The organism is Agromyces cerinus subsp. cerinus, from assembly GCF_900142065.1.
In the GTDB taxonomy this organism is placed as follows: Bacteria; Actinomycetota; Actinomycetes; order Actinomycetales; family Microbacteriaceae; genus Agromyces; species Agromyces cerinus.
Window position 1 is genome coordinate 121733 of record NZ_FSRJ01000006.1, and the last position, 22905, is coordinate 144637.

Annotated in this window: 20 protein-coding genes; 4 read left to right on the plus strand and 16 right to left on the minus strand. The window is 69.2% G+C overall.

Annotation, left to right across the window (positions count from 1 at the left end; all coding sequences use genetic code 11):
- Positions 1 to 72: 72 nt before the first annotated feature.
- The 6 genes from BUR99_RS19245 to BUR99_RS19270 form a co-directional block, all read right to left on the minus strand.
- Entirely contained in the window at positions 73 to 903 is an 831-nt protein-coding gene (locus BUR99_RS19245; protein WP_074262015.1) for an aldo/keto reductase, read from the minus strand.
- 80 nt (positions 904 to 983) lie between these two features.
- Positions 984 to 1907: a cyclase family protein gene (locus BUR99_RS19250; protein ID WP_074262016.1), complete on the minus strand. Its 924-nt coding sequence runs from the start codon at positions 1905 to 1907 to the stop codon at positions 984 to 986.
- Complete coding sequence (locus BUR99_RS19255; RefSeq protein ID WP_234980931.1) at positions 1904 to 3313, minus strand: APC family permease; 1410 nt, start codon at positions 3311 to 3313, stop codon at positions 1904 to 1906. The genes BUR99_RS19250 and BUR99_RS19255 overlap by 4 nt, the downstream gene beginning before the upstream one ends.
- 76 nt (positions 3314 to 3389) lie before the next feature.
- On the minus strand, positions 3390 to 4181 hold the full coding sequence (locus BUR99_RS19260; RefSeq protein ID WP_074262017.1) for a slipin family protein: 792 nt from the start codon (positions 4179 to 4181) through the stop codon (positions 3390 to 3392).
- A 135-nt stretch (positions 4182 to 4316) separates the two neighbouring features.
- A complete protein-coding gene (locus BUR99_RS19265) occupies positions 4317 to 5513 on the minus strand; it encodes a cystathionine gamma-synthase (RefSeq protein WP_074262018.1) in 1197 nt (398 codons plus the stop codon).
- A 148-nt stretch (positions 5514 to 5661) separates the two neighbouring features.
- On the minus strand, positions 5662 to 7029 hold the full coding sequence (locus BUR99_RS19270) for a cystathionine beta-synthase (RefSeq protein ID WP_074262019.1): 1368 nt from the start codon (positions 7027 to 7029) through the stop codon (positions 5662 to 5664).
- 239 nt (positions 7030 to 7268) lie between these two features.
- Between BUR99_RS19270 and BUR99_RS19275 the strand changes: the two genes are divergently transcribed.
- Both BUR99_RS19275 and BUR99_RS19280 read left to right on the plus strand, forming a co-directional pair.
- Positions 7269 to 7952, plus strand: coding sequence for a DUF3105 domain-containing protein (locus BUR99_RS19275; RefSeq protein WP_074262020.1), 684 nt, complete (start codon positions 7269 to 7271; stop codon positions 7950 to 7952).
- The gene (locus tag BUR99_RS19280) at positions 7949 to 8704 is read left to right on the plus strand and encodes a DUF305 domain-containing protein (RefSeq protein WP_234980932.1); all 756 of its coding nucleotides are present in this window, start codon (positions 7949 to 7951) and stop codon (positions 8702 to 8704) included. Before BUR99_RS19275 ends, BUR99_RS19280 begins: the two co-directional genes overlap by 4 nt.
- Positions 8705 to 8714: 10 nt before the next feature.
- Here BUR99_RS19280 and BUR99_RS19285 read toward each other — a convergent pair whose 3' ends face one another.
- From BUR99_RS19285 to BUR99_RS19310, 6 genes are all read right to left on the minus strand, one after another.
- A complete protein-coding gene (locus BUR99_RS19285; protein ID WP_074262021.1) occupies positions 8715 to 10142 on the minus strand; it encodes a mechanosensitive ion channel domain-containing protein in 1428 nt (475 codons plus the stop codon).
- 3 nt (positions 10143 to 10145) lie between these two features.
- Positions 10146 to 12386 carry an adenylate/guanylate cyclase domain-containing protein gene (locus BUR99_RS19290; protein WP_074262022.1) on the minus strand — a complete coding sequence of 747 codons (2241 nt, stop codon included), beginning with the start codon at positions 12384 to 12386 and terminating at the stop codon, positions 10146 to 10148.
- A gap of 113 nt (positions 12387 to 12499) precedes the next feature.
- On the minus strand, positions 12500 to 14437 hold the full coding sequence (locus BUR99_RS19295; protein WP_074262059.1) for an ABC transporter ATP-binding protein: 1938 nt from the start codon (positions 14435 to 14437) through the stop codon (positions 12500 to 12502).
- A gap of 118 nt (positions 14438 to 14555) precedes the next feature.
- Complete coding sequence (locus BUR99_RS19300; RefSeq protein ID WP_074262023.1) at positions 14556 to 15545, minus strand: carbohydrate ABC transporter permease; 990 nt, start codon at positions 15543 to 15545, stop codon at positions 14556 to 14558.
- Entirely contained in the window at positions 15542 to 16507 is a 966-nt protein-coding gene (locus BUR99_RS19305) for a carbohydrate ABC transporter permease (protein ID WP_074262024.1), read from the minus strand. The genes BUR99_RS19300 and BUR99_RS19305 overlap by 4 nt, the downstream gene beginning before the upstream one ends.
- A gap of 115 nt (positions 16508 to 16622) precedes the next feature.
- Positions 16623 to 17981, minus strand: coding sequence for an ABC transporter substrate-binding protein (locus BUR99_RS19310; protein WP_074262025.1), 1359 nt, complete (start codon positions 17979 to 17981; stop codon positions 16623 to 16625).
- Positions 17982 to 18249: 268 nt separating this feature from the next.
- Here BUR99_RS19310 and BUR99_RS19315 point away from each other — a divergent pair, with 268 nt between their 5' ends.
- The gene (locus BUR99_RS19315) at positions 18250 to 19272 is read left to right on the plus strand and encodes a LacI family DNA-binding transcriptional regulator (RefSeq protein WP_074262026.1); all 1023 of its coding nucleotides are present in this window, start codon (positions 18250 to 18252) and stop codon (positions 19270 to 19272) included.
- Between the two features lie 20 nt (positions 19273 to 19292).
- Here BUR99_RS19315 and BUR99_RS19320 read toward each other — a convergent pair whose 3' ends face one another.
- Positions 19293 to 20570: an MFS transporter gene (locus tag BUR99_RS19320; protein ID WP_074262027.1), complete on the minus strand. Its 1278-nt coding sequence runs from the start codon at positions 20568 to 20570 to the stop codon at positions 19293 to 19295.
- On the minus strand, positions 20567 to 21040 hold the full coding sequence (locus tag BUR99_RS19325; protein ID WP_074262028.1) for a MarR family winged helix-turn-helix transcriptional regulator: 474 nt from the start codon (positions 21038 to 21040) through the stop codon (positions 20567 to 20569). The genes BUR99_RS19320 and BUR99_RS19325 overlap by 4 nt, the downstream gene beginning before the upstream one ends.
- 177 nt (positions 21041 to 21217) lie before the next feature.
- Here BUR99_RS19325 and BUR99_RS19330 point away from each other — a divergent pair, with 177 nt between their 5' ends.
- A complete protein-coding gene (locus tag BUR99_RS19330; protein WP_074262029.1) occupies positions 21218 to 21664 on the plus strand; it encodes a DUF805 domain-containing protein in 447 nt (148 codons plus the stop codon).
- Between the two features lie 116 nt (positions 21665 to 21780).
- Here the strand turns inward: BUR99_RS19330 and rplL are convergent, their stop codons facing one another.
- Together rplL and rplJ are read right to left on the minus strand one after the other, a co-directional pair.
- Positions 21781 to 22158, minus strand: coding sequence for a 50S ribosomal protein L7/L12 (gene rplL, locus BUR99_RS19335; protein WP_047412741.1), 378 nt, complete (start codon positions 22156 to 22158; stop codon positions 21781 to 21783).
- 49 nt (positions 22159 to 22207) lie between these two features.
- Positions 22208 to 22693 carry a 50S ribosomal protein L10 gene (rplJ, locus tag BUR99_RS19340; RefSeq protein WP_074262030.1) on the minus strand — a complete coding sequence of 162 codons (486 nt, stop codon included), beginning with the start codon at positions 22691 to 22693 and terminating at the stop codon, positions 22208 to 22210.
- Between the last annotated feature and the right edge of the window lie 212 nt (positions 22694 to 22905).

Here is a 22905-nt window from a genome sequence, read left to right on the forward strand (position 1 = left end):
GCGGACACCGCGGAACAGCGGCTGGACGCCAGGTGAATTCGGCCCGACGAGGAGACCCCGCCGTGCCGCCGCTCAGAACTCCTCGTGCGTGTCGGGGTCGCCGCCCCAGATGCGCCCGCGCGACAACGCGGAGATGGCGTCGACCTCTTCGGTCGTGAGCGCGAACCCGAAGACGTCGAGGTTCTCACGGCGGCGCGCGGCATCCGACGACTTCGGAATCGGCACCGCCTCGAGCTCGACGTGCCAGCGCAGCACCGCCTGCGCCGGAGTGACGCCGTGGGCCGCAGCGACCTCGGCGACGACCGGCTCCTGCAGCAGTTCGGTGCGCTTGGCGAGCGGACTCCAGCTCATGGTGCGGATGTCGTGCTCGTCGTGGAAGGCGCGGAGCTCCTCCTGCGGGAAGTAGGGGTGCAGCTCGACCTGGTTCACGACGGGCACGATGCCCGTGCTGTCGATGAGTCGCGTGAGCATCTCGGCCGTGAAGTTCGAGACGCCGATCGCCCGCACGAGCCCCTTCTCACGCAGCGAGATCATCGCCCGCCAGCTCTCGAGGTACTTGCCGAGGCGCGGCAGGGGCCAATGGATCAGGTACAGGTCGACCCAGTCGAGGTCGAGCCGCAACCGCGACTGCTCGAAGCTCGCGATGGTCTCGTCGAAGCCATGGTGCTTGCCCGGCAGCTTCGTCGCGATCACGAGGTCGCTGCGGTCGACGTCGGTGCGACGGATCGCCTCGCCGACGGCCTCTTCGTTGCCGTAGTTGAAGGCCGTGTCGATGAGGCGGTAGCCCTCGGCGATGCCCGAAGTGATCGCGTCGATGCCCGCCTGGTCGTCGAGCCCGTACGTGCCGAGTCCGATCGCGGGAATCGTGTTGCCGTCGCGGAGTGCATACGCGGGAGCGATCATCTGTCCATCCTCACGCACACGAGCGCCTGATGCCAGATACGACGCCCCGCGGATTGCGGACGTCGGCGCTGCGGGCCACCTCAGTTCGGGGGGAGCTCCGCGAATGCGCGCACCGGGAAGGTGCCGAATCCGGCGACGCGCGGCGGCACCGCCGTGAAGCGGGCGCCGCGCACCGGCACTTCGGCGAGCGCGGTGAGGTGCTCCACGACGTGGATGCCCGCCGCGAGCAGGATCGAGTGCGCCGGGCGCTCGCCCGCCGACTCGGCGTCGTCGATGTTCAGCGAGTCGATGCCGACGATCGCGACGCCGGCGTCGGCGAGGTGCTGCGCGCCCGCCTCGGTCAGGAACGGCGCACCGTGGCCGTACTCGGGCGTGCCGAAGTGGCGGTTCCAGCCGGTGTGCAGCAGCACCGCCGTGCCCGCGAGTTCGCGGTCGAAGAAGACCTCTGCGGGAATGCCGCGCTCCGCGGCATCCGTCAATCTGAAGACCTCGGCCGGGATGCCGACGAGCGTCTCGAGCGACAGGCTCGCGAGGTCGCCGCCGTCGGCGTAGCGGTGGAACGGGCTGTCGAGGTAGGTGCCGGTGTTGCCCGCCATCGCGATGATGTCGATCTCGAACTCGGTGCCCGGTGCGTAGTGCTCACGCGAAGCCTCGCGCGTGAGGTGCGGCGTGATCACCGGCGCCGGGATGCCCGGGTAGGTCACGAGCCCCTCGCTGATCGTGTGGCTGAGGTCGACGAGTCGCCCGCGCTGCGTGCTGCCGGAAGCAGCGGATGCCTCGGCGCCGACGCCCCGCGAGCCCTTGTGCGCCTCTTCGACGATCTCGAGGTTCGAGAGCTCGACGCTGCCGACGAGCGCGAGCCCGAGGTGGCGCACGAGCAGCTCGCCGATCTGCGTCTCGGTGAGGTGCTGCGACGGCAGGTCGAGCCGGAACGCCTCGGCGCGCAGGCCTCCCCCGTTGACGAAGGCGATGTCGGCGTCGAAGTGGGCGCGGTACTCGGTCATTCGGTCTCCTGTGCGACGGGCTGGGCCGGGTGGGCGGCGGGTGTGGACTCGGCAGCGATCGGTTCACCACGGCGGCGGGCACGCACCCGGCGCACCACCGTCACGAGCACCGCGGCGGCGGCGAGCACGAGCGGCACGAGCAGGTTCGCCCAGGCCAGCACGAGGAGTCCCATGGTCATGACCGTCGCGACGACCGCGAGCCACCAGCCGAACGACCAGCGCTTCAGCAGGAGGGTCGCGGCGAGCATGCCCACGGCGTAGATCGCGACCATGTTGCTCGTGTGGACGAGGATGAACCCCGTGAGATCGAGGTCGTTCAGCAGCATGAGGCCGAAGTAGGCGACGATGAGCACCCCGGTGAGGGCGAGCGCGCGACGCGGCACCTCGCCGTCGGCGGCGCCCTTGGCGAAGAACTTGGGCAGGTCGCCGTCGCGCCCGAGTGCGGCGCCCAGCTTGCCGAACGCCGGCATGTAGGCGTTCATCACGCCGAGCGTGACGATCGCCGCGACGATCGCGACGAGCACGGGGCCGATGCCGGGCGCGGTCGTCTCGACGAGGTCGAGCAGCGGCACCTGGCCGTCGCCCGCCCGGTCGCCGAGCACCGCGACCGTGACGAACTGCAGGGCGAGGTAGCCGGCGCCGACCACGACGACGGCGATGCCCGTCGCGAGCGGGATGATCTTGCGCGGGTTCCTGAACTCCCCGGCGATGTGGGTGCCGACCTCCCAGCCGGCGAAGGCCCAGACGAAGAGGCTGATGGCGACGCCGACGCCGCCCCAGCCGTTCGGCAGGAACGGCGTGAAGTTGGATGCCTCGGCGGCCGGGAACGTGACCGCGACCACGCCGACGACCACGGCGATCAAGAGACCGGTGAGCACGAACTGCACCCAGCCCGCGACCCGCACACCGAACCAATTGACGATGAACGGGGGCACGAAGACCGCGAAGCCGATGATCGGCACCGCCGAGCGATCGATGCCGAGCACCGCGACCACGTACTCGCCGCCGAGCACGGCGAGCACCGGGGCGCCGATGCAGACGCCGAAGTAGAACCAGTACCCGGCCATGCGGGCGGCGGTGTCGCCGAGCGCACGGCGCGCGTAGCTCGCGACGCCGCCCGCATCTGGGTAACGCGAGGCGAGCGCTGCGAAGGTGCCGGCGAGCGGGATCGACAGCACGAGCACCACGGCGACCGCGACGACCGAGGCCGGACCGGCGGCCGAGGCGGCGAGGCCGGGCAGCACGAGGATGCCGGTGCCGAGTACGCTCGCGATATAGAGCGCCGTGCCCTGCACGAGCCCGAGGCTGCCGCGGTGCGGCTCGGAATCAGCGGTCGCCGCGGTGCCGGATGCCGGGTGCAGGGCAGGTGCCGCGCCGGCTGCCACGGCGGTCTGGTTCGAAGTCACCCGCTCATTCTGGGGCATCCCACCGTCATGCACCGCTGGCAGGATTGACACACTTCGTCGAAATACTGCCAGCCACTCAGCCGTGACGAACCTGGGCGACCGCTGCCTCCCGATCGATGAAGTTCGTGAGCTCGCCGATCGAGGCCATGAGCGGCGCCGGGAAGAGGACGAGCGTGTTCTTGTCGACCCCCACCTCGACGAGCGTCTGCAGGGTGCGCAACTGCAGGGCGAGCGGATGCGACATCATCGTGTCGCTCGCCACGCCGAGCTGCACGGCCGCGAGCGATTCGCCCTCGGCGGCGATGATCTTCGCCCGCTTCTCGCGCTCGGCCTCAGCCTGCTTCGCCATGGCGCGCTTCATCGAGTCGGGAAGGAGGATGTCCTTCAGCTCGACGAGCGTGACCTCGACGCCCCAGTCGAGCGTCGTGACATCCAGGATCTCGCGGATGTTGACGTTCAGCACAGCGGTGTCGGCGAGCGTCTCGTCGAGGTGGTGCTGGCCGACGACCCGTCGCAGCGTGGTCTGCGCGATCTGCTCGATCGCCGACTTCACGTTCTCGATGGCGATCACCGACTTCACCGCGTCGGCCACCCGGTAGTACGCCACGGCCGACACCCCGACGGTGACGTTGTCCTTCGTGATGATGCCCTGCGACTGGATCGGCAGCGTCACGATGCGCAGCGACACCTTGGTCATGACGTCGACGATCGGGATGATGAACCGGATGCCCGGCTCGCGCACACTGTGCAGCCGGCCGAAGCGCAGCACCACGCCGCGCTCGTACTGCTTCACGATCTTCACCGACATGAAGAAGAGGACGATCGCGAGGATTGCGACGACGACCACGGTGATCCAGAACCAGATCATGGGAGCTCATCTCCTGCGGCGCCGGTGACGTGCCGCGCGCCTGCTCCCATTCTCCCACCGTGGACGCCGGTCGAGCCTGCCGTCGAGGCAGCTCACAGCGAGCTGACGAGCAGGTGGCGCGACCGGCGGCTGCCGCTACAGGCGGGCGAGCGCCCCGTCGATGTCGGCGAGCAGGTCGGCGACGTCCTCGATGCCGACCGACAGACGCACGATCGACTCGGGCACCTCGGCGTCGGTGCCCTTCACCGAGGCGTGCGTCATCTCCGAGGGGTAGTTGACGAGCGACTCGACGCCGCCGAGCGACTCGGCGAGCTGGAACAGCTCGGTCGACTCCGCGAACCGGCGTGCCGCCTCGCCGCCGCCGGCGAGCGAGATCGAGAGCATGCCGCCGAAGCCCGACATCTGCCGGGCGGCGAGCTCGTGCCCCGGGTGCGACTCGAGCCCCGGGTAGTACACGCGCTCGATGCCGGCGTGCTCGTCGAGGCGCCGGGCGATCGCCATCGCGTTGCTGCTGTGGCGATCCATGCGCACCCCGAGCGTCTTGATGCCGCGCGAGGTGAGGAACGCGTCGAACGGACCCGAGACCGCGCCCGCCGCGAACTGCGTGAACGTCACGCGCTCGGCGAGGTCGGCGAGCTCCGAGCGACCGGCGCCCGCGCCCGCACCGTCACCGAGACCGGCGGCGAACACGAGCGCGCCGCCGACGACGTCGGAATGACCGCCGAGGTACTTCGTCGTCGAGTGCACGATGACGTCGGCACCGAGGGCGAGCGGCTGCTGCAGCGCGGGCGAGGCGAAGGTGTTGTCGACGACCACGAGCACGCCCGCGGCGCGGCCGAGTTCGGCGAGCGCCGCGACATCCGAGATCTTCATGAGGGGGTTCGACGGCGTCTCGATCCAGAGCACCTTCGTCGACGGCTCGATCGCGGCGCGCACGGCATCGAGGTCGCTCGTGTCGACGGTCGTGTGACGCACGCCCCAGGCGCCGTGCACGCGGCGGATCAGCCGGTGCGTGCCGCCGTAGACGTCGTTGCCGATGACGACGTGGTCTCCGGGGACGAGCACGGTGCGCAGCAGCGCGTCTTCGGCGGCGAGGCCCGAGGCGAACGAGAGCGCGCGTTCGCCGCCCTCGAGCGCGGCGAGCTGCGTCTCGAGCGCGGTGCGCGTGGGGTTGCCGCCGCGCGAGTACTCGTAGCCGCCGCGGAGCCCGCCGATGCCGTCCTGCACGTAGGTCGAGGTCTGGTAGATCGGCGGGATGACAGCGCCGGTGGTGGGGTCGAACTCCTGACCGGCGTGGATGGCGAGGGTGTCGAAGCGTGCGTGGTCGTGCATGGGATGGATCGCTTTCTGTGGTCGTGGTTCAGGAGGAGGTCGCGAGATCAGGACGACGTCGCCGACATCGGCCGAGCTCCGCGACGATCTCCTGAATCGATGACGACGGCGGGACGGCGGGCTGCGAGGAACGCATGAGTCGAGCCCGTCAGGCGGAGAGGTAGGCGAGCAGGTCGGTGCGTGTGATCACGCCGAGCGCCCGGCCGCCGTCGGTCACGAGCATCGCGGGCGTCGATGCGAACGACGAGCGAGCGGATGCCACGGGCTCATTGACCCCGATGAGCGGCAGCGACTCCCCCACGACCCCCGAGACCTTGTCGGTGAGCTTGACCTGACCCGAGAAGACGAGGTCGAGCAATGCCTCTTCGTGCAGCGCACCGAGCACCTCGCCGAGCACGACGGGCGGCTCGGCGGTCAGCACGAGCAACTGCGAGACCCCGGTCTCGGTCATGCGGTCGATCGCCTCGCGCACGGTGTCGTTCGGGTGCACGTAGACGAGCGGCGCCGTGCGGTCGGCCTTCGCCGCGAGCAGCTCGGCGATCGTGTGGCCTGCCGGGGCGTTCGAGAAGCCGTAGGCACGCATCCACTTGTCGTTGAAGATCTTGCCGAGGTAGCCGCGACCGCCGTCGGGCAGCAGCACCACGAACACGTCGTCGGGCCCGGCGGATGCCGCGGCCTTCAGCGCAGCGACCACGGCCATGCCGCTCGAGCCGCCGACCAGGATGCCCTCTTCACAGGCGAGGCGGCGGGTCATGTCGAACGACTCGGCGTCGGAGACGGCGATGATCTCGTGCGGCACGGCGGGATCGTAGGCGGTCGGCCAGAAGTCCTCGCCGACGCCCTCGACGAGGTACGGCCGACCGGTGCCGCCCGAGTAGACCGAGCCCTCGGGGTCGGCGCCGATGATGCGCACGCGATCTCCGGACACCTCACGCAGATACCGGCCGGTGCCGGTGATCGTGCCACCGGTGCCGACTCCCGCGACGAAGTGCGTGATCTCACCCTCGGTGTCGCGCCAGATCTCGGGACCGGTGGTCTCGTAGTGCGAGCGCGGCCCGTTGGGGTTGGAGTACTGGTCGGGCTTGAACGCCCCGGGGATCTCGCGGGCGAGCCGATCGGAGACCCCGTAGTACGACTCGGGGCTGTCGGGCGCGACGGCGGTCGGCGTCACGACGACCTCGGCGCCGTAGGCGGTGAGCACGTTTCGCTTGTCTTCACCGACCTTGTCGGGGCAGACGAAGATGCACTTGTAGCCGCGCTGCTGGGCCACGAGCGCGAGCCCGACCCCGGTGTTGCCCGAGGTCGGCTCCACGATCGTGCCGCCCGGCTTCAGCTTGCCCTCGCGTTCGGCGGCGTCGATGATGCGACCGGCGATGCGGTCCTTCGACGAGCCGCCGGGGTTCAGGTACTCGAGCTTCACGAGCACCGTCGCCGACGTCACGCCCTCGGTGACGTGGTGCAGCTTCACGAGCGGTGTGTCGCCGACGAGGTCGACGATGGTGTCTGCGTACTTCATGGCGGTGTCCTTGCTGTCGGCTCGTTCCGCTCGGTCTGCGGACGGGAGCGGCGAACGATCGTGGCGTGCGTGGGGTCGGTCGACGTCTTCGTCAGCGACAACACAGCGAGAGGATCACGAGGCCACTCTATCCGTTCGGGCGGCCATGGCGAAGAGCCGAGCGGATGCCTCGACCCGGCGTTCTCCCAGCGTGTACGTTCATATGATTGAAGCGACAACCATGCGAGAGAGGCCTACGTGTGAGCGCGACCCCGCCCGTTCCCCCCAAGGTGAAGCAGCAGAACACCGTCAAGCAGCAGCGCGCGGCTGAACGCGAACGCAAGCTCGCCGAGTTCAAGAAGCGCGAGGCCAAGGCCAAGCGCAACCGGCGCATCGGCATCTGGTCGGCGGTCGTCGGCGGCGTCGCCGTGGTGGGCGTCATCGTCGCGGCGATCGTGCTGACTCCGCAGCCGGCCTCGTACGGCGCCGGCGGCGAGGGCGCGAAGATCGAGGGCGTCGAGACCTTCGACAACGGCGCCGGTCACGTCGAGGGCGTCGTCGACTACGCGCAGACCCCGCCCACCGGCGGCGAGCACAACCAGATGTGGCTGAACTGCGGCGTCTACGAGCAGCCGGTGCCCAACGAGAACGCCGTGCACTCGCTCGAGCACGGAGCGATCTGGGTCACCTACGACCCCGAGCTGCCTGCGGCCGAGCTCGAGGCGCTGAAGGCGCACCTGCCGTCGACCTACGTCGTGCTCTCGCCCTTCGAGGGGCTTCCCTCCCCGATCGTGCTGAGCGGCTGGAACTCGCAGCTCGCGCTCGACAGCGCCGACGACGAGCGCATCCCCGCGTTCTTCGAGGAGTACTGGCAGAGCCAGAACGTGCCGGAGCCCGGCGCGCTCTGCACCGGCGCGTACGACGCCCCGGGCAAGGTGTCGTGACCCGAGACCCCGAGCGTTCGACCGCCGACATCGTGACCGATGCCGGCGACCCGACCGACCCGGTCGACCCGCCCGTCCCCGCCGCGCCCCGGCAGCGCCGGGGCGGCCGGGCGGCCGTCATCGCCGTGGCATCCGTGGCGCTCATCGTCGTGGCGGCCGTGGCCTTCTCGATCGGTCGCCTCTCGACACTCGCCGAGCCGACGCCCACGACGACGAGCGCCGAGGCCGGGTTCTCCCGCGACATGCAGGTGCACCACCTGCAGGGGGTCGAGCTCGCCATGATCGTGCGCGACGCGACCGACGACCCCGAGGTGCGGCTGCTCGGCTACGACATCGCGACGACGCAGGCGCAGCAGGCCGGCCAGATGTACGGATGGCTCGCCGAATGGGGCCTCCCGCAGGCCGGCTCCGAGCCGTCGATGACCTGGATGACACGCCCGGCGCTCGATGGCGCAGCGGGTCACGGCGACCATGCGGCCTCCGACCCGGACGCCCATGTGCCCGGTGCCCCCATGCCCGGCCTCGCGACACCGGCTCAGGTGGAAGAGCTGCGCGGCATGACCGGCATCGAGGCCGAACGCCGGTTCCTCGAGCTCATGATCGCGCACCACCAGGGCGCCGTCGAGATGGCCGACGCGGCGCTCGCGCGCTCGACGGACGACGTCGTCACGGCGCTCGCGCAGTCGATCGTCGACAGCCAGACCTCGGAGATCGAGCTCATGACCGGGATGCTCGCCGAACGCACCCCGTAGGCGCGGGCCGCTAACCGCGGCCGCCGAGTGCCCCGCGCACGATGCCGGCGGCGGCGAGCGCGTCGGATGCCGCGCGCCGGCGATTCTCGATCGCCTGACCGATGTCGCGCGCCACGGCGGGGTTCGAGCGCACGATCTCGTCGATCACGGTGAGCGGCATCACCAGGAGCGTCGTGACCTCGGCCGCGACGGCGCGCACGAACGACGGCTCACGGGTGAGCACCGTCTGGCCGACGGATTCGCCGACCTCGGCCCAGCCCGCGTCGATGGCTCCGCGATCGGTCACGATCGAGAGGGCGAGTCGGCCGTCGACGACGACCCGCAGCATGTCGGGCACCCGATCGGGCTGCTGCACGACCTCGCCGGTGCCGAAGCGCTCGAGATGGCACGCGGGCGCGAGTCTCGCCCGGTCCTCGGCACTCAGCCGGAAGGCGGGTGCGATCAGCTCGAACGCGGCGTCGAGCTGCGCCGGCTCGGCGACGGGGTCGGTCGAGTCGCCGTCGAGCGAGAGGCCCCGGCGCCTCGCGGCGTACCAGAGCCAGGCGAGCAGGAGCGACACCGCGTCATCCGCTGCCGCCGGCCCGGAGACCGGCACCTCGACCTCGTACTTCGCCGCGCCCAGGTATCGTGCTGCCGGTTGCTCGCCCGTTGCGGCCATGGGCAGGCCTCTCGCGACGTCGACGACGAGGTCGATCACCTCGTGCGGCGGGTCGTCGGTGGAGAAGGTCACGGTCGCCATGGCGCGGTGCAGTTCGGTCGGCAGGCTCAGGTTCGTGAAGGAGGCGTTCGCGAGCGAGGCGTTCGGCACGATCTGCACGCCGGCGCCGGTGTCGATGTGCACGGCTCGCCAGTTCACCTCGATGACCCGGCCCCGGACGCTCCCGGTGTCGAGCCAGTCGCCGAGCTTGAACGGCTGTTCGAAGAGCAGCAGCAGACCCGAGATGATGCCGCCGACCGCGTTCTGCAGCGCGAGGCCGATGACGATCGACGTGACGCCGAGCGCGGCGATGAGCCCGCCGACGTCGGCGTCCCACACCCAGGAGAAGAGGATCGCGAGGCCGACGACGATGAGCACGAGCCGGCCGAGGTCGACGAAGATCGACGGGATGCGCTCCCGCCAGCTGCCGGGCTTCGCGTTGGCGAAGAGGGCGACGTTCAAGGCGCTCAGCACCAGGAGGATCACGAGGAAGCCGAGCACCGTGGCGACGACCCTCGCCCACACCTGGTCGGCCGGCGACTGGAACGCGAAGATCAGCAGACCGAACAGCGCCCCGACCGGCACGACCCAGTTGCGCAGCAGCCGCACCGGGCCCGCCGCGGCGCTGCCCCGGCGGGTCAGCCAGCCGAGCACCTCGGTGAGCACCACGAGCAGCACCGGCACGCCGATGGCGAGCACGACGCCCCAGAAGAGCCATCCCTCGCCGAAGAGCTCATCCATGGGCTACTCCACCCGCCACACGGTCTCGGAGCCCTCTGCCGTCTCGATCCTGCCGGCCGACACGATGCGCACGCCGTCCTGCAGGCGGTCCTTCACCGCCTGGCTCACGTAGATGCCGGGCCGGCCGTCGACACTGCGCACCCGGTAGGCGAGGTTCACCGCGTCGCCCCACAGGTCGTAGGCGAGACTCGTGCGCCCGACGAGGCCGCTCGTCACGGTGCCGGTCGCGATGCCGGCGCGCAGTTCGACGGATGCCTCGTTCGATGCGTTGAACCGCTCGATGACGGTGCGCAGCTCGGTCGCGAACTCGACCGCACGTCGCACGTTGTCGACCCTCGGCACGATGAGGCCGGAACTCGCGAGATAGCCGCCGTGGAGCGTGCGCACCTTCTCGACGCCCGTGCGCTCGGCGGCCTCGTCGAAGCCGCGCATGAGCGCGTTGAGCTGCGCGATCTCATCGTCGCTCGACAGCGATTCCGTGAAGTCGTCGAAGCCGATGAGCTCGGCGAAGATGACCGAGACGTCCTGGTGCACCTCGGCGATCGTCTCCTCGCCGTCCTGATAGCGCTTGGCGACGGCCTCGGGCATGAGGGTGTGGAGCAGGCGTTCGTTCTCGACGCGCTGCTGCTCGATGAGCTCCTGCTTGATGCGCAGGCTCGAGCTCATGTCGTTGAAGGCGTTGCCGAGGTCGCCGAACTCGTCACGCGCCCCGGCCGGCACCTGCACCGTGAGATCGCCGCCGGCGACGCGGCGCACGGCGTCGGAGAGGCGCCGCACCGGCCGGGTGAAGACCTGCGCGAGCAGCATCGACAGCACGCTCACCGCGAGCAGGATGGCGAGCGTCGAGATCACGAGGTTGCGCGTGAAGTCGGCCACCGGGGCGAACGCCTCCTCGGTGTCGATGCGTGCGACCGCGACCCAGTTGAGTCCGTCGATGTCGACCGGGGTGTATGCCGTGATGTTGTCGCGGCCCAGATAGCCCCTCGAGATCGTGGTGCCCGACTTGCCCTGCTGCGCCAGCCGCACCGAATCCGTGGTGACCGGCTGCAGCAGCACCGTGCCGCCGACCTCGACCTCGCGCTCGACGAGGTCGGATGGCGTGCCGTTCGCCACCGCGAGCTTCGCGTACGCCTCGGGATCCTCGACGAGCAGGCGCGAGGTGCTGCGCATGAGGTCGTCGCTGCCGACGATGTAGACCTCGCCGGTATCGCCGAGACCCTGCTCCTTCCAGCGCTCGTCGCCCGTGAGCACGTCGTTGATGATGTCGATGGGAATCTGCACCGCCAGGGCGCCGGTGATCCGCTCCGAGTTGCCAACGGGCGAGACCACCCAGATCGCGGGCACATTCAGTGACGGGATGTACCGCTCGTAGTCGGTCGTCGCGAGCGCGTTGACCGAGTTCGTGGCCATCACGTCGCGGTAGGCCTGCGCAAGCCCGGAGTCCTTGAACGGCCCCGTCATCACGTTCATGCCGAGGTCGGGGCCGGAGTAGGCGGCGTAGACGACATTGCCCTCGGTGTCGAGCATGAGCACGTCGTCGTACCCCGAGGCATCGATGATCCGCTGGAAGTAGTCGTGGTACCGCGCGCGTGCGGCCGACCACGGGCTGCCGTCGCCGGCATCGCCGGCGTCGAGCGCGGTGTCGAAGTCGAGCTCACCGCCCGGGAACCGGTAGGCCTTCGAGGTGTACTGGTACTGGAGGTACTGGCCGGCGGTGGACTCGGGGATGAAGGCGCTCGCCGCATAGGTTCCGCCGGCGCGATCCGACAGGGCCGCGTTGAACTCGTCGACGTAGTACGCCTCGAGCTCCGCCCGCTGCGCCTCACTGAGCGGGCGCGACTGCGCCTCCTCGAACGCGGCGTTCAGCGCGATCGACGCGTTCTGCGCGCTGAGGTTGCGCGAGTCGAGGGTGACCCCGGTCTGTACCCCTCCGAAGACCCGCTCGAGCTCGCCCGTGCGCAGCTCCCGGATCGTGGTGAGCTGGTCCACGGCGGCGGCCCGGAGCGACTCGCGACCGCTGACGAACCCGATGACTCCGACGATGACCGACGAGACGAGGCTCACCCCGAGCAGCATGATGAGCAGCTTCGACTGGATGCTGAGCCCGACGCGGCGCGGCTTCGAGGATCGCGGTTTCTGCTCTCGCGGCCGACGCGGCGGAGCGGGCGGTGCGGCAGGCGGCGGAGTCGCGGCGTCGTCTTCGGCGGATGCCTCGGGCGGCGCCCCTCGTTCGGTCGTCGACACGTCGCCCCTCTCGGCCCCCCGGCAAGATGCTCCACACTCTACTGGCGGAGGGTGCCCCGATCGCAAGAGGTTCGAGCGAAGTCGTGTCCCCCGATATCGCCCGGATCGGGCCTTCAGCCCTCGAGCACCGGACGCTCCTCCTGCTGCCGGTACAGCGAGGCATAGACACCCTCGGCGCCCACGAGCTCGGCGTGCGTGCCCTGCTCGACGATGCGGCCGGCGACCACCACGAAGATGACGTCGGCCGACACCACGGTCGAGAGCCGGTGCGCGATCGCGATGGTCGTGCGGCCGCGGGCCGCGTCGTCGAGCGCCTCCTGCACGACCCGCTCCGAGATCGTGTCGAGCGCGCTCGTCGCCTCGTCGAGCACGAGCACGGCCGGGTCCTTCAGCAGCACACGGGCGATCGCGATGCGCTGCTTCTCTCCGCCCGACAGCCGGTAGCCGCGCTCGCCGACCACGGTGTCGTAGCCGTCGGGGAACGAGGCGATCGTCTCGTGGATGTTGGCGGCCCGCGCCGCCGCCTCGAGCTCGGCATCGCTCGCGTCAGGCCGTGCGTAGCGGAGGTTCTCGCCGATCGAGGCGTGGAACAGATAGGTCTCCTGGCTGACGATGCCGATGTGCGAGACGAGCGACTCCTGATCGAGCTCGCGCACGTCGACGCCAGCGAATCGGACGACGCCGCCGGATGCCTCATAGAGCCGCGGCACGAGGTAGGACACGGTCGTCTTGCCGGCGCCCGACGGCCCGACGAAGGCCGCGAACTGCCCCGGCTCGATCGAGAAGCTCACCGCGTCGAGGGTCGGCCGCGAGTCGTCGTCGGCATCGGGGTAACGGAACGACACCTCGTCGAACTCCACCCGACCGAGCGCGGGGCCGAGCGGAACCTCACGTGCGTCGGGCCGGTCCACGATCGCCGGCTTCAGGTCGAGGTACTCGAAGATGCGCGCGAAGAGGGCACTCGAGGTCTGCAGGTCGAGGGCGACCCGCATGAGCCCCATGAGGGGGAACAGCAGGCGCGCCTGCACGGTCGTGAATGCGACGATCGTGCCCGCCGTGACATCCGCTGTGCCGCCGGCGATGAGCCAGCCGGCGACCAGGTAGACGATCGCGGGGATGGACGACATGAAGATGTTGACCATCGCGAAGAACCACTGGCCCGTCATCTGCTGCTTGACCTGCAGCTGGATCTGGTTGGCGTTCTCGTCGGCGTACCGCTCGATCTCGCTCTTCTGCCGGGTGAAGCTCTTCGAGAGCAGGATGCCGGAGACCGACAGCGTCTCCTGCGTGATCGCCGTCATCTCCGAGAGCGACTCCTGCGTCTTGCCGGCGATGCGCGCCCGCACCTGGCCGACGCGGCGCTGCGCGATGACCATGAACGGCATGAGCACGAGCGCGATGATCGTGAGCTGCCAGTTGAGGATCAGCATCGCGATGAACGCCGAGATCACGGTCACGGTGTTGCCGAGCACGCTCGACACCGTGTTCGTCAGCACGCCCGCGACGCCGCCGACGTCGTTCTGCAGGCGCGACTGGATGACGCCCGTCTTCGTGCGGGTGAAGAAGCTCAGCTCCATGGCCTGGAGGTGCGTGAAGAGCCGCACGCGCAGCGTGCCCATGACGCTGTTGCCGATCGTCGCGGTGAGCCAGGTCTGCCAGACCCCGAGCAGGGCCGAGACGACGAACACGGCGATCATCGCGATGACGATCCACACGAGCACCGGCAGGTTCGGGCCAGACACCTCTCCGCTCGCATCGACCGGGAAGAGTCCGTCGTCGAAGGCGCGCTGGGTCAGCAGCGGCGGGATGATGGCGAGCGCCGCGCCGATGAGCACGAGCACGACCGTCGTGACGAGCGCGGCCTTGTGCCCGGCGAAGAGTTCGGCGATTCGCCCGAGCAGGTTCGGGATCTTCGGCGCCTCGGCGTTCGCGGCCCGCTGCGCCTCCACGTCGACGGCGAACCCCCGGCGGGGCCCGCCCCCGGTTCCGCCACCGCCTCCGCCGCCGCGGGCTCCACCGCCGCCCCCACCACGTGGCGTTCCCCCGTGCATGCTCATGGCATCACCCTATGCCGGGGCCCCGATGCGTCACCCGCCGTTCGCCGGAAGCGCAGCACAGCGGATGCCGCGGGCATCGGCCCGCGGCATCCGCTCATTGTTCGCCGCTCGCCTACCCCTTCGTGGAGCCTGCGAGCAGTCCGCGCACGAAGTAGCGCTGCAGTCCGAAGAAGACGCCGAGCGGGATCACGATGGAGATGAACGCCGCGGCGGTGAGGCGCTGCCAGTCCTGACCGCGCGAGCCGACCATCTCGGCCAATCGCTGGGTGAGCGGCGCGACGTCCTGCGTGCCGCCGGAGAAGATCAGGGCGACGAGCAGGTCGTTCCACACCCAGATGAACTGGAAGATAGCGAACGACGCGAGCGCCGGCGTCGCGAGCGGCAGCACGATGCGGAAGAAGATCTGGCCGTGCGTCGCACCGTCGACCCGCGCCGCCTCGATGACGTCGGACGGGATCTCCGAGATGAAGTTGTGCAGCAGGAAGATCGCGAGCGGAAGCGCGAACATCGAGTGCGCGAGCCAGAGCGGCAGGTAGTTCTGCTCGGGGATGATCGGCACCACGTCGTGCAACCAGGCTTGCATCGGCCGCAGCCACGTCGAGAAGATCTGCAGCAGCGGAACGAGGGCCATCTGCAGCGGGATGATCTGCAGCGCGAACACGAAGATGAAGAGCCAGTTGACCCATTTGAAGCGGATCCACGCGAACGCGTACGCAGCCATCGACGCGAAGACGAGCGGGATCAGCGTGGCGATCAGCGCGATCGCGATCGAGTTCACGATGTACGCACCGAGCTGCGGTGACGACGACGAGGTCGAGAACAGCACGTCTCGATAGTTGTCGAGGGTGAAGCCCGGGTTCTGGAAGATCGTCCACCAGCCGGTGGTGCGGATCAGCTCGGCCGGCCGGAACGACGAGACGAGCAGGCCGAAGGTCGGGATGGTCCAGACCACCGCGATGATCAGCGCGATGACCGTCGCGGTGCGCGAGGTCAGCCGCTTCTTCACCCGCGCAGTCTTCGTGCCGTACTCACTGCGCTCTGCTGCCTCGATCGAGCCGAGGTTCTCACCGACCGGGAGGTCGGCGGGGGCGACGCTGCTCATCGGATCTCCCTCTGCTTGCGGAGCACATTGACGTTGTAGATGACGATCGGCAGTACGAGCACGAAGAGGATCAGGGCGAGGGCCGAACCGCGCCCCACCTCACTCGCTCGGAAGGCCTGGGTGTACATCTCATTGGCGATGACGCTCGTGTTGAAGTTTCCGGCGGTCATCGTGCGGACGATGTCGAAGACCTTCAGCGTCGCGATCGAGATCGTCGTGAGCACCACGACGAGGGCGCCGCGGATGCCGGGCACCGTCACGTTCATGAAGCGCTGCCAACCGTTCGTGCCGTCGAGCTGGGCCGCCTCGATCTGCTCGGTCGGCACCCCCTTGATGGCCGCGCTCAGGAGCACCATGGCGAAGCCGGTCTGGATCCAGATCATGACGACGATCAGCAGGAACGTGTTGATCGGGTCGGTCTGCAACCACTGCACCGGTTCGCCGCCGGCAGCGACGACCAATGCGTTCAGCAGGCCGATCTGCTCGCCGACCCCGTTGTAGTCGTAGACGAAGCCCCAGATGACGCCCGCGCCGACGAACGAGATCGCGATCGGCATGAAGAGGATCACCTTGTAGTACTTCTCACCCCGCGAGCGGTCGATGAAGACGGCGTAGGCGAGGCCGATCGCCGTCGCGAGCGTCGGCACGAGCAGCACCCAGATGATCGTGTTGATCAGCGTGCGGATGGCCGCGGGCTGCGTGAAGGTCCAGACGAAGTTGTCGAGCGTCCAGTCACCGCTCGAGTCCTGGAACGCGAGCAGGCTCGTGCGGATCGCGGGATAGACGAGCCCGACGGTGATGAAGAGCATGGCCGGCAGCAGGAACAGGGCGAGCTGCCAGTAGTCGCGACCCTTCTTGGGCGCCTTGTCGATGAAGAAGATGAGGAGGCCGACCACCGCGGCGAACACCGCGAGCCCCATCACCACCTGTAGCAGCTTGCCGAGCAGATCGGCGGTGGTCATCGTGCCTCCCAATGTTCGTCATTGAATCGGGGTCGTCGTCGACGGCGGGTGACGGAGGGCGGGGACTTCGCATCCCCGCCCTCCGATCATGCCCCTCGGGCGTGAGTCGCGCCAGCTAGCCCTTCGGCCAGCTCGACTCGATGGTGTCGAGCACCTGCGCGGTGTCTTCACCCGTGACCCAGGCGACGATGCCCTTCCAGAAGGAGTCGGCGCCCACGGCACCGGGCATCAGGTCGGAACCGTCGAACCGGAACGTGGTCTCGGGATCCTGCAGGATCTCGATCGACTGCGTGAGCAGCTCGCTCGAGGCGACCTGCGGGTCGAGGCCCTTGTTCGCGCTGATGACGCCGCCGAGGCTCACCCGGTTGTTGGCCCAGGTGTCGCTCGAGAGGTAGGTGCGGAACGCCTCGACCTCTTCTGCGTCGCGGAATGCGACCGGGAACTCGCCGCCGCCGGTCACCGACAGCGGGTCGTCGGCGTTGACGGGCGGGAGCAGGAACGCGAAGACGCTGCCGTCGGACGCGACGGTGTTCTCGTCGCCGCCCTCGGGGTTCCAGAAGGTCTCGTAGAACGAGGCCTGGTGGTGCAGCGAGCACGTTCCGTCGAGGATCGGCAGACCGGCCGTCTGGAACGCCTCGGTGACCTGCGTCGACACGTCTCCGATGCCGCCGTTGACCATGTCGTCGTTCTTCAGGTACGCACCGACGGCGTCGAAGGCCTCGGCCACCTGCGGGTCGTTGAACGGGATCCCGTGCGTGACCCACTGGTCGTACACGTCGGCGCCGTGCAGGCGCAGCATGTAGTCCTCGACCCAGTCGGTGCCCGGCCATCCGGTGGCGTCGCCCGATTCGAGGCCGACGCACCAGGGCTTGTGGTCGCCGTCTGCCGCGATCTGCTCGGAGAGGGCGGTCAGCTCGTCGAGGGTCTTGGGGATCTCGTACCCCTTCTCTTCGAACTCGGCCGGCGAGTACCAGACGTAACCCTTGATGCTCGCCATGAGCGGGGCGGCGTAGAAGGTGTCCTCGTAGGTGCCGTACTGCTTCCAGTCTGCGGACCACCACTCGTCGACATTGGCCTCGACATCGGCGGACGCGGGGATCAGCCAGCCACCGGCTGCGAGTCGACCGAGGAGACCGGGCTGCGGCACGATGCCGACGTCGGGAGCGTTGCCGCCCTCGGCGAGCACGGCGATCTGCGCCTCGAATTCGCTCGAACCCTGGTAGTCGACCTCGATGCCCGTGCAGGTCTCGAAGTCGGCCCACGACTCGCTGAGGCGGTCGGCCTCGAGGTCGAGGATGGTGCCGGCGACCGAGACCGACTTGCCTTCGAAGGTGCCGTACTGCTCGTAATCGGCGCAGTCGACGTCGGCAGCGTCTTGCTCTGCGGCGTCTCCAGTGCAGCCCGTGAGGGCGAGTCCAACCGCCGCGGCCGCCACCACGGGGGCCATCCAACGGCGATGCCGTCTGATTCTCATGTCATCTCCTCGTCGAGTGAATGTGGTGCAGGCGAAGCCGGGAACCGGTTCCAGCCTCAACGGTAGAACACCCGCCGCCCTCCTCACAAGGGATGGGAGGTCACGGTTCGGCCACTCCCCCATTCCTCGGCACCAACTGGTGGAGAGCGCTCCCATCGATTCGGGGTCGGGGCGCACCCGCCGCGCGCACCCGGCCGGAAACGGTTCCACATTCCCTCGCGCGGGCAGTACACTCTGGCTCGAGGCAGCCCGACGAGGGGAGGCGCGCATGGCCGCAATCGGCGATGTCGCACGCCTCGCCGGAGTCTCGAAGGCCACGGCCTCCAGGGCTCTGTCCGGCAACGGCTACGTCGCCGAGGAGACCCGCCGCCGCGTCGAATCCGCCGCCGCCGAGATCGGCTACATCGTCTCGCCCGACGCCGCGAGCCTCGTCACCGGACGCACGAAGAACGTCGGGGTGGTCATCCCGTTCGTCAACCGCTGGTTCTTCGGCGAGGTGCTCGAGGGCATCGAGCGCTCACTCCTCGGCGCCGGCTACGACCTGACGCTCTACAACCTCTCCGGCAGCGGCCGCGATCGGGCGCGCGTGTTCGAGTTCTTCCTCGCTCGCAAGCGCGTCGACGCGGTCATCGCGGTGGGCGTCGACCTCGCCGGGCACGAGGTCTCCGCGCTCGACCGCCGCGAGAAGCCGCTCGTGTGCCTCGGCGGAACCGGCGGCACCGCGGCGCGGCTCTCGATCGATGATCGAGCCGTCGGCCAGCTCGCCACCGAGCACCTGCTGCACCTCGGCCACACCCGCATCGCGCACCTCGCAGGCAGCGGAGCGAGCGGGCAGCCCGACACCGTGCAGGGCCTCCGCCGACAGGGGTTCCTCGACGCGATGGACGCGGCCGGCCATGCCCCCTCGCCTGCCGACGTCGTCGAGACCGAGATGACCATGCCCGGCGGCTACCGCGCCGCCCTGCAGTTGCTCGGGCACCCCGGCCCGCGGCCCACCGCGGTGTTCGCGGCATCCGACGAGGTCGCGTTCGGCGCCCTCCGCGCCGCCGAGCGCCTCGGCATCGCGGTGCCCAGGGAGCTCTCGGTCGTCGGCGTCGACGGTCACGAGTACGCCGAGATGTTCGACCTCACGACCGTCGAGCAGTACCCGGGCGAGCAGGGGCGCTCGGCCGTCGGCGTGGTGCTGCGTCTGCTCGGCGAGGGCGCCGACGCCGACCCGCTCCCCGACTCGGGTGCGCCGATGCCGACCCGCCTGGTCGTGCGCGCGAGTTCGACGGCCGCCCCGCGCTGAGTGCGGCGACGGCTCGCCGATCAGGCGGCGTCGCCGATGCCGATCGCCTCCGCCTCGCCCTCCGACGTCTCGGCGACGCCGTCGGCGGCCGCGAGCTTCGAGCGACCGAGCACGACGATCGCCGCGGCGACGAGCACCGCGATCGCCCCGGCGATGAACGGACTCGACGGCGACACCGTCGCGGCCAGCACCGCCGCGGCGGGCGGGGCGATCGCGCCACCGAGGAAGCGCACGCCGGAGTAGGCGCTCGACGCGACGGAGCGGGGCAGGTCGGTCGCGTCCATCACGCATTCGGTGAGCACGGTGTTCAGGATGCCGAGCAGGAGTCCGCCCACGACGACCCCGACGATGACCGCGACCGCCGAGTCGATGAGGGCCGCGAGCGCGAGCAGGTCGAGGGCGAGCAGCGGCAGCACGAACCAGAGCACCCGGGTGCGCCGCATGCGCGCCGTCAGCAGCGGCGCGACCCAGACCGAGGTCACGGCGACCGCGACACCCCATCCGAAGAACACGAAGCCGAGTGCGATGGCGCTGTGGATGCCGAGCGGCACGAGCGCGAACGGCGTGTAGGCGAGCAGTACGAAGAAGCCCATGTTGTAGAACAGCGCGGCCGCGGCGAGGATGCCGAGCGCGGGCCGGGCGAGCGCCCGGAACGGGGCCGAGAGCTTCGTCGGCACGGGTCGCTCGACGCCGTCGGTGCGCAACAGGGCGACGATCGCGATGAACCCGATCGCCATGAGCGCCGCGGTGCCGAAGAACGGGCCGCGCCAGCTCCACGAACCGAGCAGCCCGCCGACGAGCGGGCCGATCGCGAGACCGAGGCCGAGGGCCGCCTCGTAGAGGATGATCGCCGAGCTGCTGCCGCCGGCGGCAGCACCGACGATCGTCGCGAGCGCCGTCGAGATGAAGAGCGCGTTGCCGAGGCCCCAGCCGGCACGGAATCCGATGATCGACTCGACGTCGCCCGAGAATCCGGCGAGCGTGGCGAACACGACGATCACGCCGAGGCCGATGAGCAGGGTCCGCTTGGCGCCGATGCGACTCGAGATCCAGCTCGTGAAGAACATCGCGATGCCGGTGATCACGAGGTAGCTCGTGAAGAGCAGCTCGGTCTCGGTCGGCGTCGCCTCGAGGTCGGCGGCGATCGCGGGAAGGATCGGATCGACGAGGCCGATGCCCATGAACGCGACGACGCACGAGAACGCGACCGCCCAGACGGCCTTGGGCTGCTGCAGTATCGAGGCTCCGGATGCCGCGTGGCCGGCCTGCACAGGTACCGCCCTGGTGTCGACGCTCATGCGACGTGCCCGGTGCTCGCGGCGGCCTCGACCAGCGCGGCGCGAGAGCGCTCGAGGCGCGTGCGCACGATCTCGACGGCCGAGGCGAGGGTCTCGAGCTCGTCGTCGTCGAGGTCGGCGAACGTCGGGGTGAGCGAGTTCGCGAGTTCGATCCGCCAGGCGTCGAGTGCGGCGATCCCATGCGGATCGGCGGAGATGAGCATCGCCCTGGCGTCGTCGCGGTCGACGATGCGGCGGATCCATCCCCGCTCGTCGAGCGCGTGCACGAGCTTCGTCATGGTCGGCTGGGTGACGCGGCTGACCTTCGCGAGTTCGCCGAGCCGCATGGGCCCGAGATCGCGCAGCACACTGAGGGTGCGCCAGACGGCGGGCGATTCGGTGTTTCCCGTCACGGTCGCGGCGAGTCTGGTGAGGCGGTGGTTCACGGAGACGAGGTCTCCGATGACCGTGGGGAGGTCGAGCTGCGTCATACCGCCAGTATACATAGCTTGGCTATGCATATCGCCGGACGGCCACCGGCACCGGCGCGCCGCCGCGCCAGCCGACGCCATCGCGGCCATGATGTCATCGCGCAGCACGGCACGCCGCCGCCGCCGCGGCGTCACCCGACGCACCATCACGGCATCGTTCGACCGAAGGAGTCATCCATGACCGACAGCACCGCAGCCGTTCCGCTCTCCGCCCCGCTGTACGGAGCGTCGTTCGGACAGGCGATCAGCAGGTTCTTCAAGAAGTACGCCACGTTCTCGGGCCGGGCGAGCCGCAGCGAGTTCTGGTGGTGGTTCCTCTTCAACCTCATCGTCGGCGGCGTGCTCTACGGGATCGCCGCCATCGGCGGCGCCTCGGGCGCCACTGTCTCCGACAACGGCATGATGGTGCCCGGCCCCGGCTTCGCGGTCGCCGTGATCCCCTACAGCATCTGGCTGCTTGCGACGATCATCCCCTGGCTCGCCCTCGCGTGGCGCCGCCTGCACGACACGAACCGCTCGGGCGGCTGGTACTTCATCGGCCTCGTCCCGCTCGTCGGCGGCATCATCCTGCTGGTGTTCTTCCTCCTGGACTCGGACCCCGCGGGCGCGCGCTTCGACCGCTGACGCTGCACCCACCACGAAACGACGGATGCCCCGTGGCTCATTCGAGCCACGGGGCATCCGTTTCGTTCAGGTGACGCGAGTCACCTCAAGCTGCAACCCTCGCGAGAGGGCGGCGACTACTTGAGGGTGACGGTTGCGCCGGCTTCCTCGAGGGCAGCCTTCGCCTTCTCGGCGGTCTCCTTGTTCGCGCCCTCGAGCACGGCCTTGGGAGCACCGTCGACGACGGCCTTGGCCTCGCCGAGGCCGAGCGAGGTGAGCTCGCGGACGGTCTTGATGACCTGGATCTTCTTGTCGCCGGCAGCCTCGAGGATGACGTCGAAGGAGTCCTTCTCCTCAACCTCTTCAGCAGCGGCGCCAGCGCCACCGGCAGCGGCGACGGGAGCGGCCGCGGTGACCTCGAACTTCTCTTCGAACGCCTTCACGAACTCGCTGAGCTCGACAAGCGTCAGACCGGAAAACTGCTCGAGCAGCTCTTCAGTGGTGAGCTTCGCCATGATGTATCTCCTAGATTTCTTGGTGTTGTAGAACGAGAACGTCGGGCGCTTACGCGGCCGCAGTCTCCAGCTTTTCGCGAAGCGCGTCGATGGTGGCGGCAGCCTTGCCCATCGTCGCCTTCATCATTCCCGCTGCCTTCGCAAGCAGAACCTCACGGCTCTCGAGCGAGGCGTACTTGTTGACCTCGTCGGCGTCGAGAGCCTTGCCCTCGAAGACACCACCCTTGATCACAAGATTCGGGTTTGCCTTGGCGAAGTCACGAACGGCCTTGGCAGTGGCGACGAAGTCGCCGTGCACGAAGGCGACGGCGGACGGACCGACGAGGTCGGCGTCCAGCGTCGAGATACCCGCGTTGTTCGCGGCGATCTTGGTCAGCGTGTTCTTCACCACGGCGTAGTTCGCGTCCTGACGGATGTTGTTGCGCAGCTGCTTGAGCTGGGCAACCGTCAGGCCGCGGTATTCGGTCAGCAGAACGGCAGTCGAGCTCTCGAACAGGTTCGTGAGTTCGGCAACCGAGGCTTCCTTGTTCGCCATGGCCACTCCTTGTGTACTCAACGTGCATCGCGATGGCGGTGCACGGCTTCGGATCGCGGCTCAAGTGGCGAGGTGATGCGGGCAACAAAAAAGCTCCGGCGCAGTTGCGCGGAGCCTGGCCCGATTGCATCGGAAAGTCTTCGTCACACCTGCGCGGGCCCTTGCTTTCGCAAGACTTCGGTCGCATCCCACAGTGATCAACACAGATAGGC

Bases quoted from the DNA above. Each gene is read 5' to 3' on its own strand.
- BUR99_RS19245 (WP_074262015.1), bottom strand. From the start codon at position 903: ATGATCGCTCCCGCGTATGCACTCCGCGACGGCAACACGATTCCCGCG.
- BUR99_RS19250 (WP_074262016.1), bottom strand. From the start codon at position 1,907: ATGACCGAGTACCGCGCCCACTTCGACGCCGACATCGCCTTCGTCAAC.
- BUR99_RS19260 (WP_074262017.1), bottom strand. From the start codon at position 4,181: ATGATCTGGTTCTGGATCACCGTGGTCGTCGTCGCAATCCTCGCGATC.
- BUR99_RS19265 (WP_074262018.1), bottom strand. From the start codon at position 5,513: ATGCACGACCACGCACGCTTCGACACCCTCGCCATCCACGCCGGTCAG.
- BUR99_RS19270 (WP_074262019.1), bottom strand. From the start codon at position 7,029: ATGAAGTACGCAGACACCATCGTCGACCTCGTCGGCGACACACCGCTC.
- BUR99_RS19285 (WP_074262021.1), bottom strand. From the start codon at position 10,142: ATGGATGAGCTCTTCGGCGAGGGATGGCTCTTCTGGGGCGTCGTGCTC.
- BUR99_RS19295 (WP_074262059.1), bottom strand. From the start codon at position 14,437: ATGCACGGGGGAACGCCACGTGGTGGGGGCGGCGGTGGAGCCCGCGGC.
- BUR99_RS19300 (WP_074262023.1), bottom strand. From the start codon at position 15,545: ATGAGCAGCGTCGCCCCCGCCGACCTCCCGGTCGGTGAGAACCTCGGC.
- BUR99_RS19305 (WP_074262024.1), bottom strand. From the start codon at position 16,507: ATGACCACCGCCGATCTGCTCGGCAAGCTGCTACAGGTGGTGATGGGG.
- BUR99_RS19310 (WP_074262025.1), bottom strand. From the start codon at position 17,981: ATGAGAATCAGACGGCATCGCCGTTGGATGGCCCCCGTGGTGGCGGCC.
- BUR99_RS19315 (WP_074262026.1), top strand. From the start codon at position 18,250: ATGGCCGCAATCGGCGATGTCGCACGCCTCGCCGGAGTCTCGAAGGCC.
- BUR99_RS19320 (WP_074262027.1), bottom strand. From the start codon at position 20,570: ATGAGCGTCGACACCAGGGCGGTACCTGTGCAGGCCGGCCACGCGGCA.
- BUR99_RS19325 (WP_074262028.1), bottom strand. From the start codon at position 21,040: ATGACGCAGCTCGACCTCCCCACGGTCATCGGAGACCTCGTCTCCGTG.
- BUR99_RS19330 (WP_074262029.1), top strand. From the start codon at position 21,218: ATGACCGACAGCACCGCAGCCGTTCCGCTCTCCGCCCCGCTGTACGGA.
- rplL (WP_047412741.1), bottom strand. From the start codon at position 22,158: ATGGCGAAGCTCACCACTGAAGAGCTGCTCGAGCAGTTTTCCGGTCTG.
- rplJ (WP_074262030.1), bottom strand. From the start codon at position 22,693: ATGGCGAACAAGGAAGCCTCGGTTGCCGAACTCACGAACCTGTTCGAG.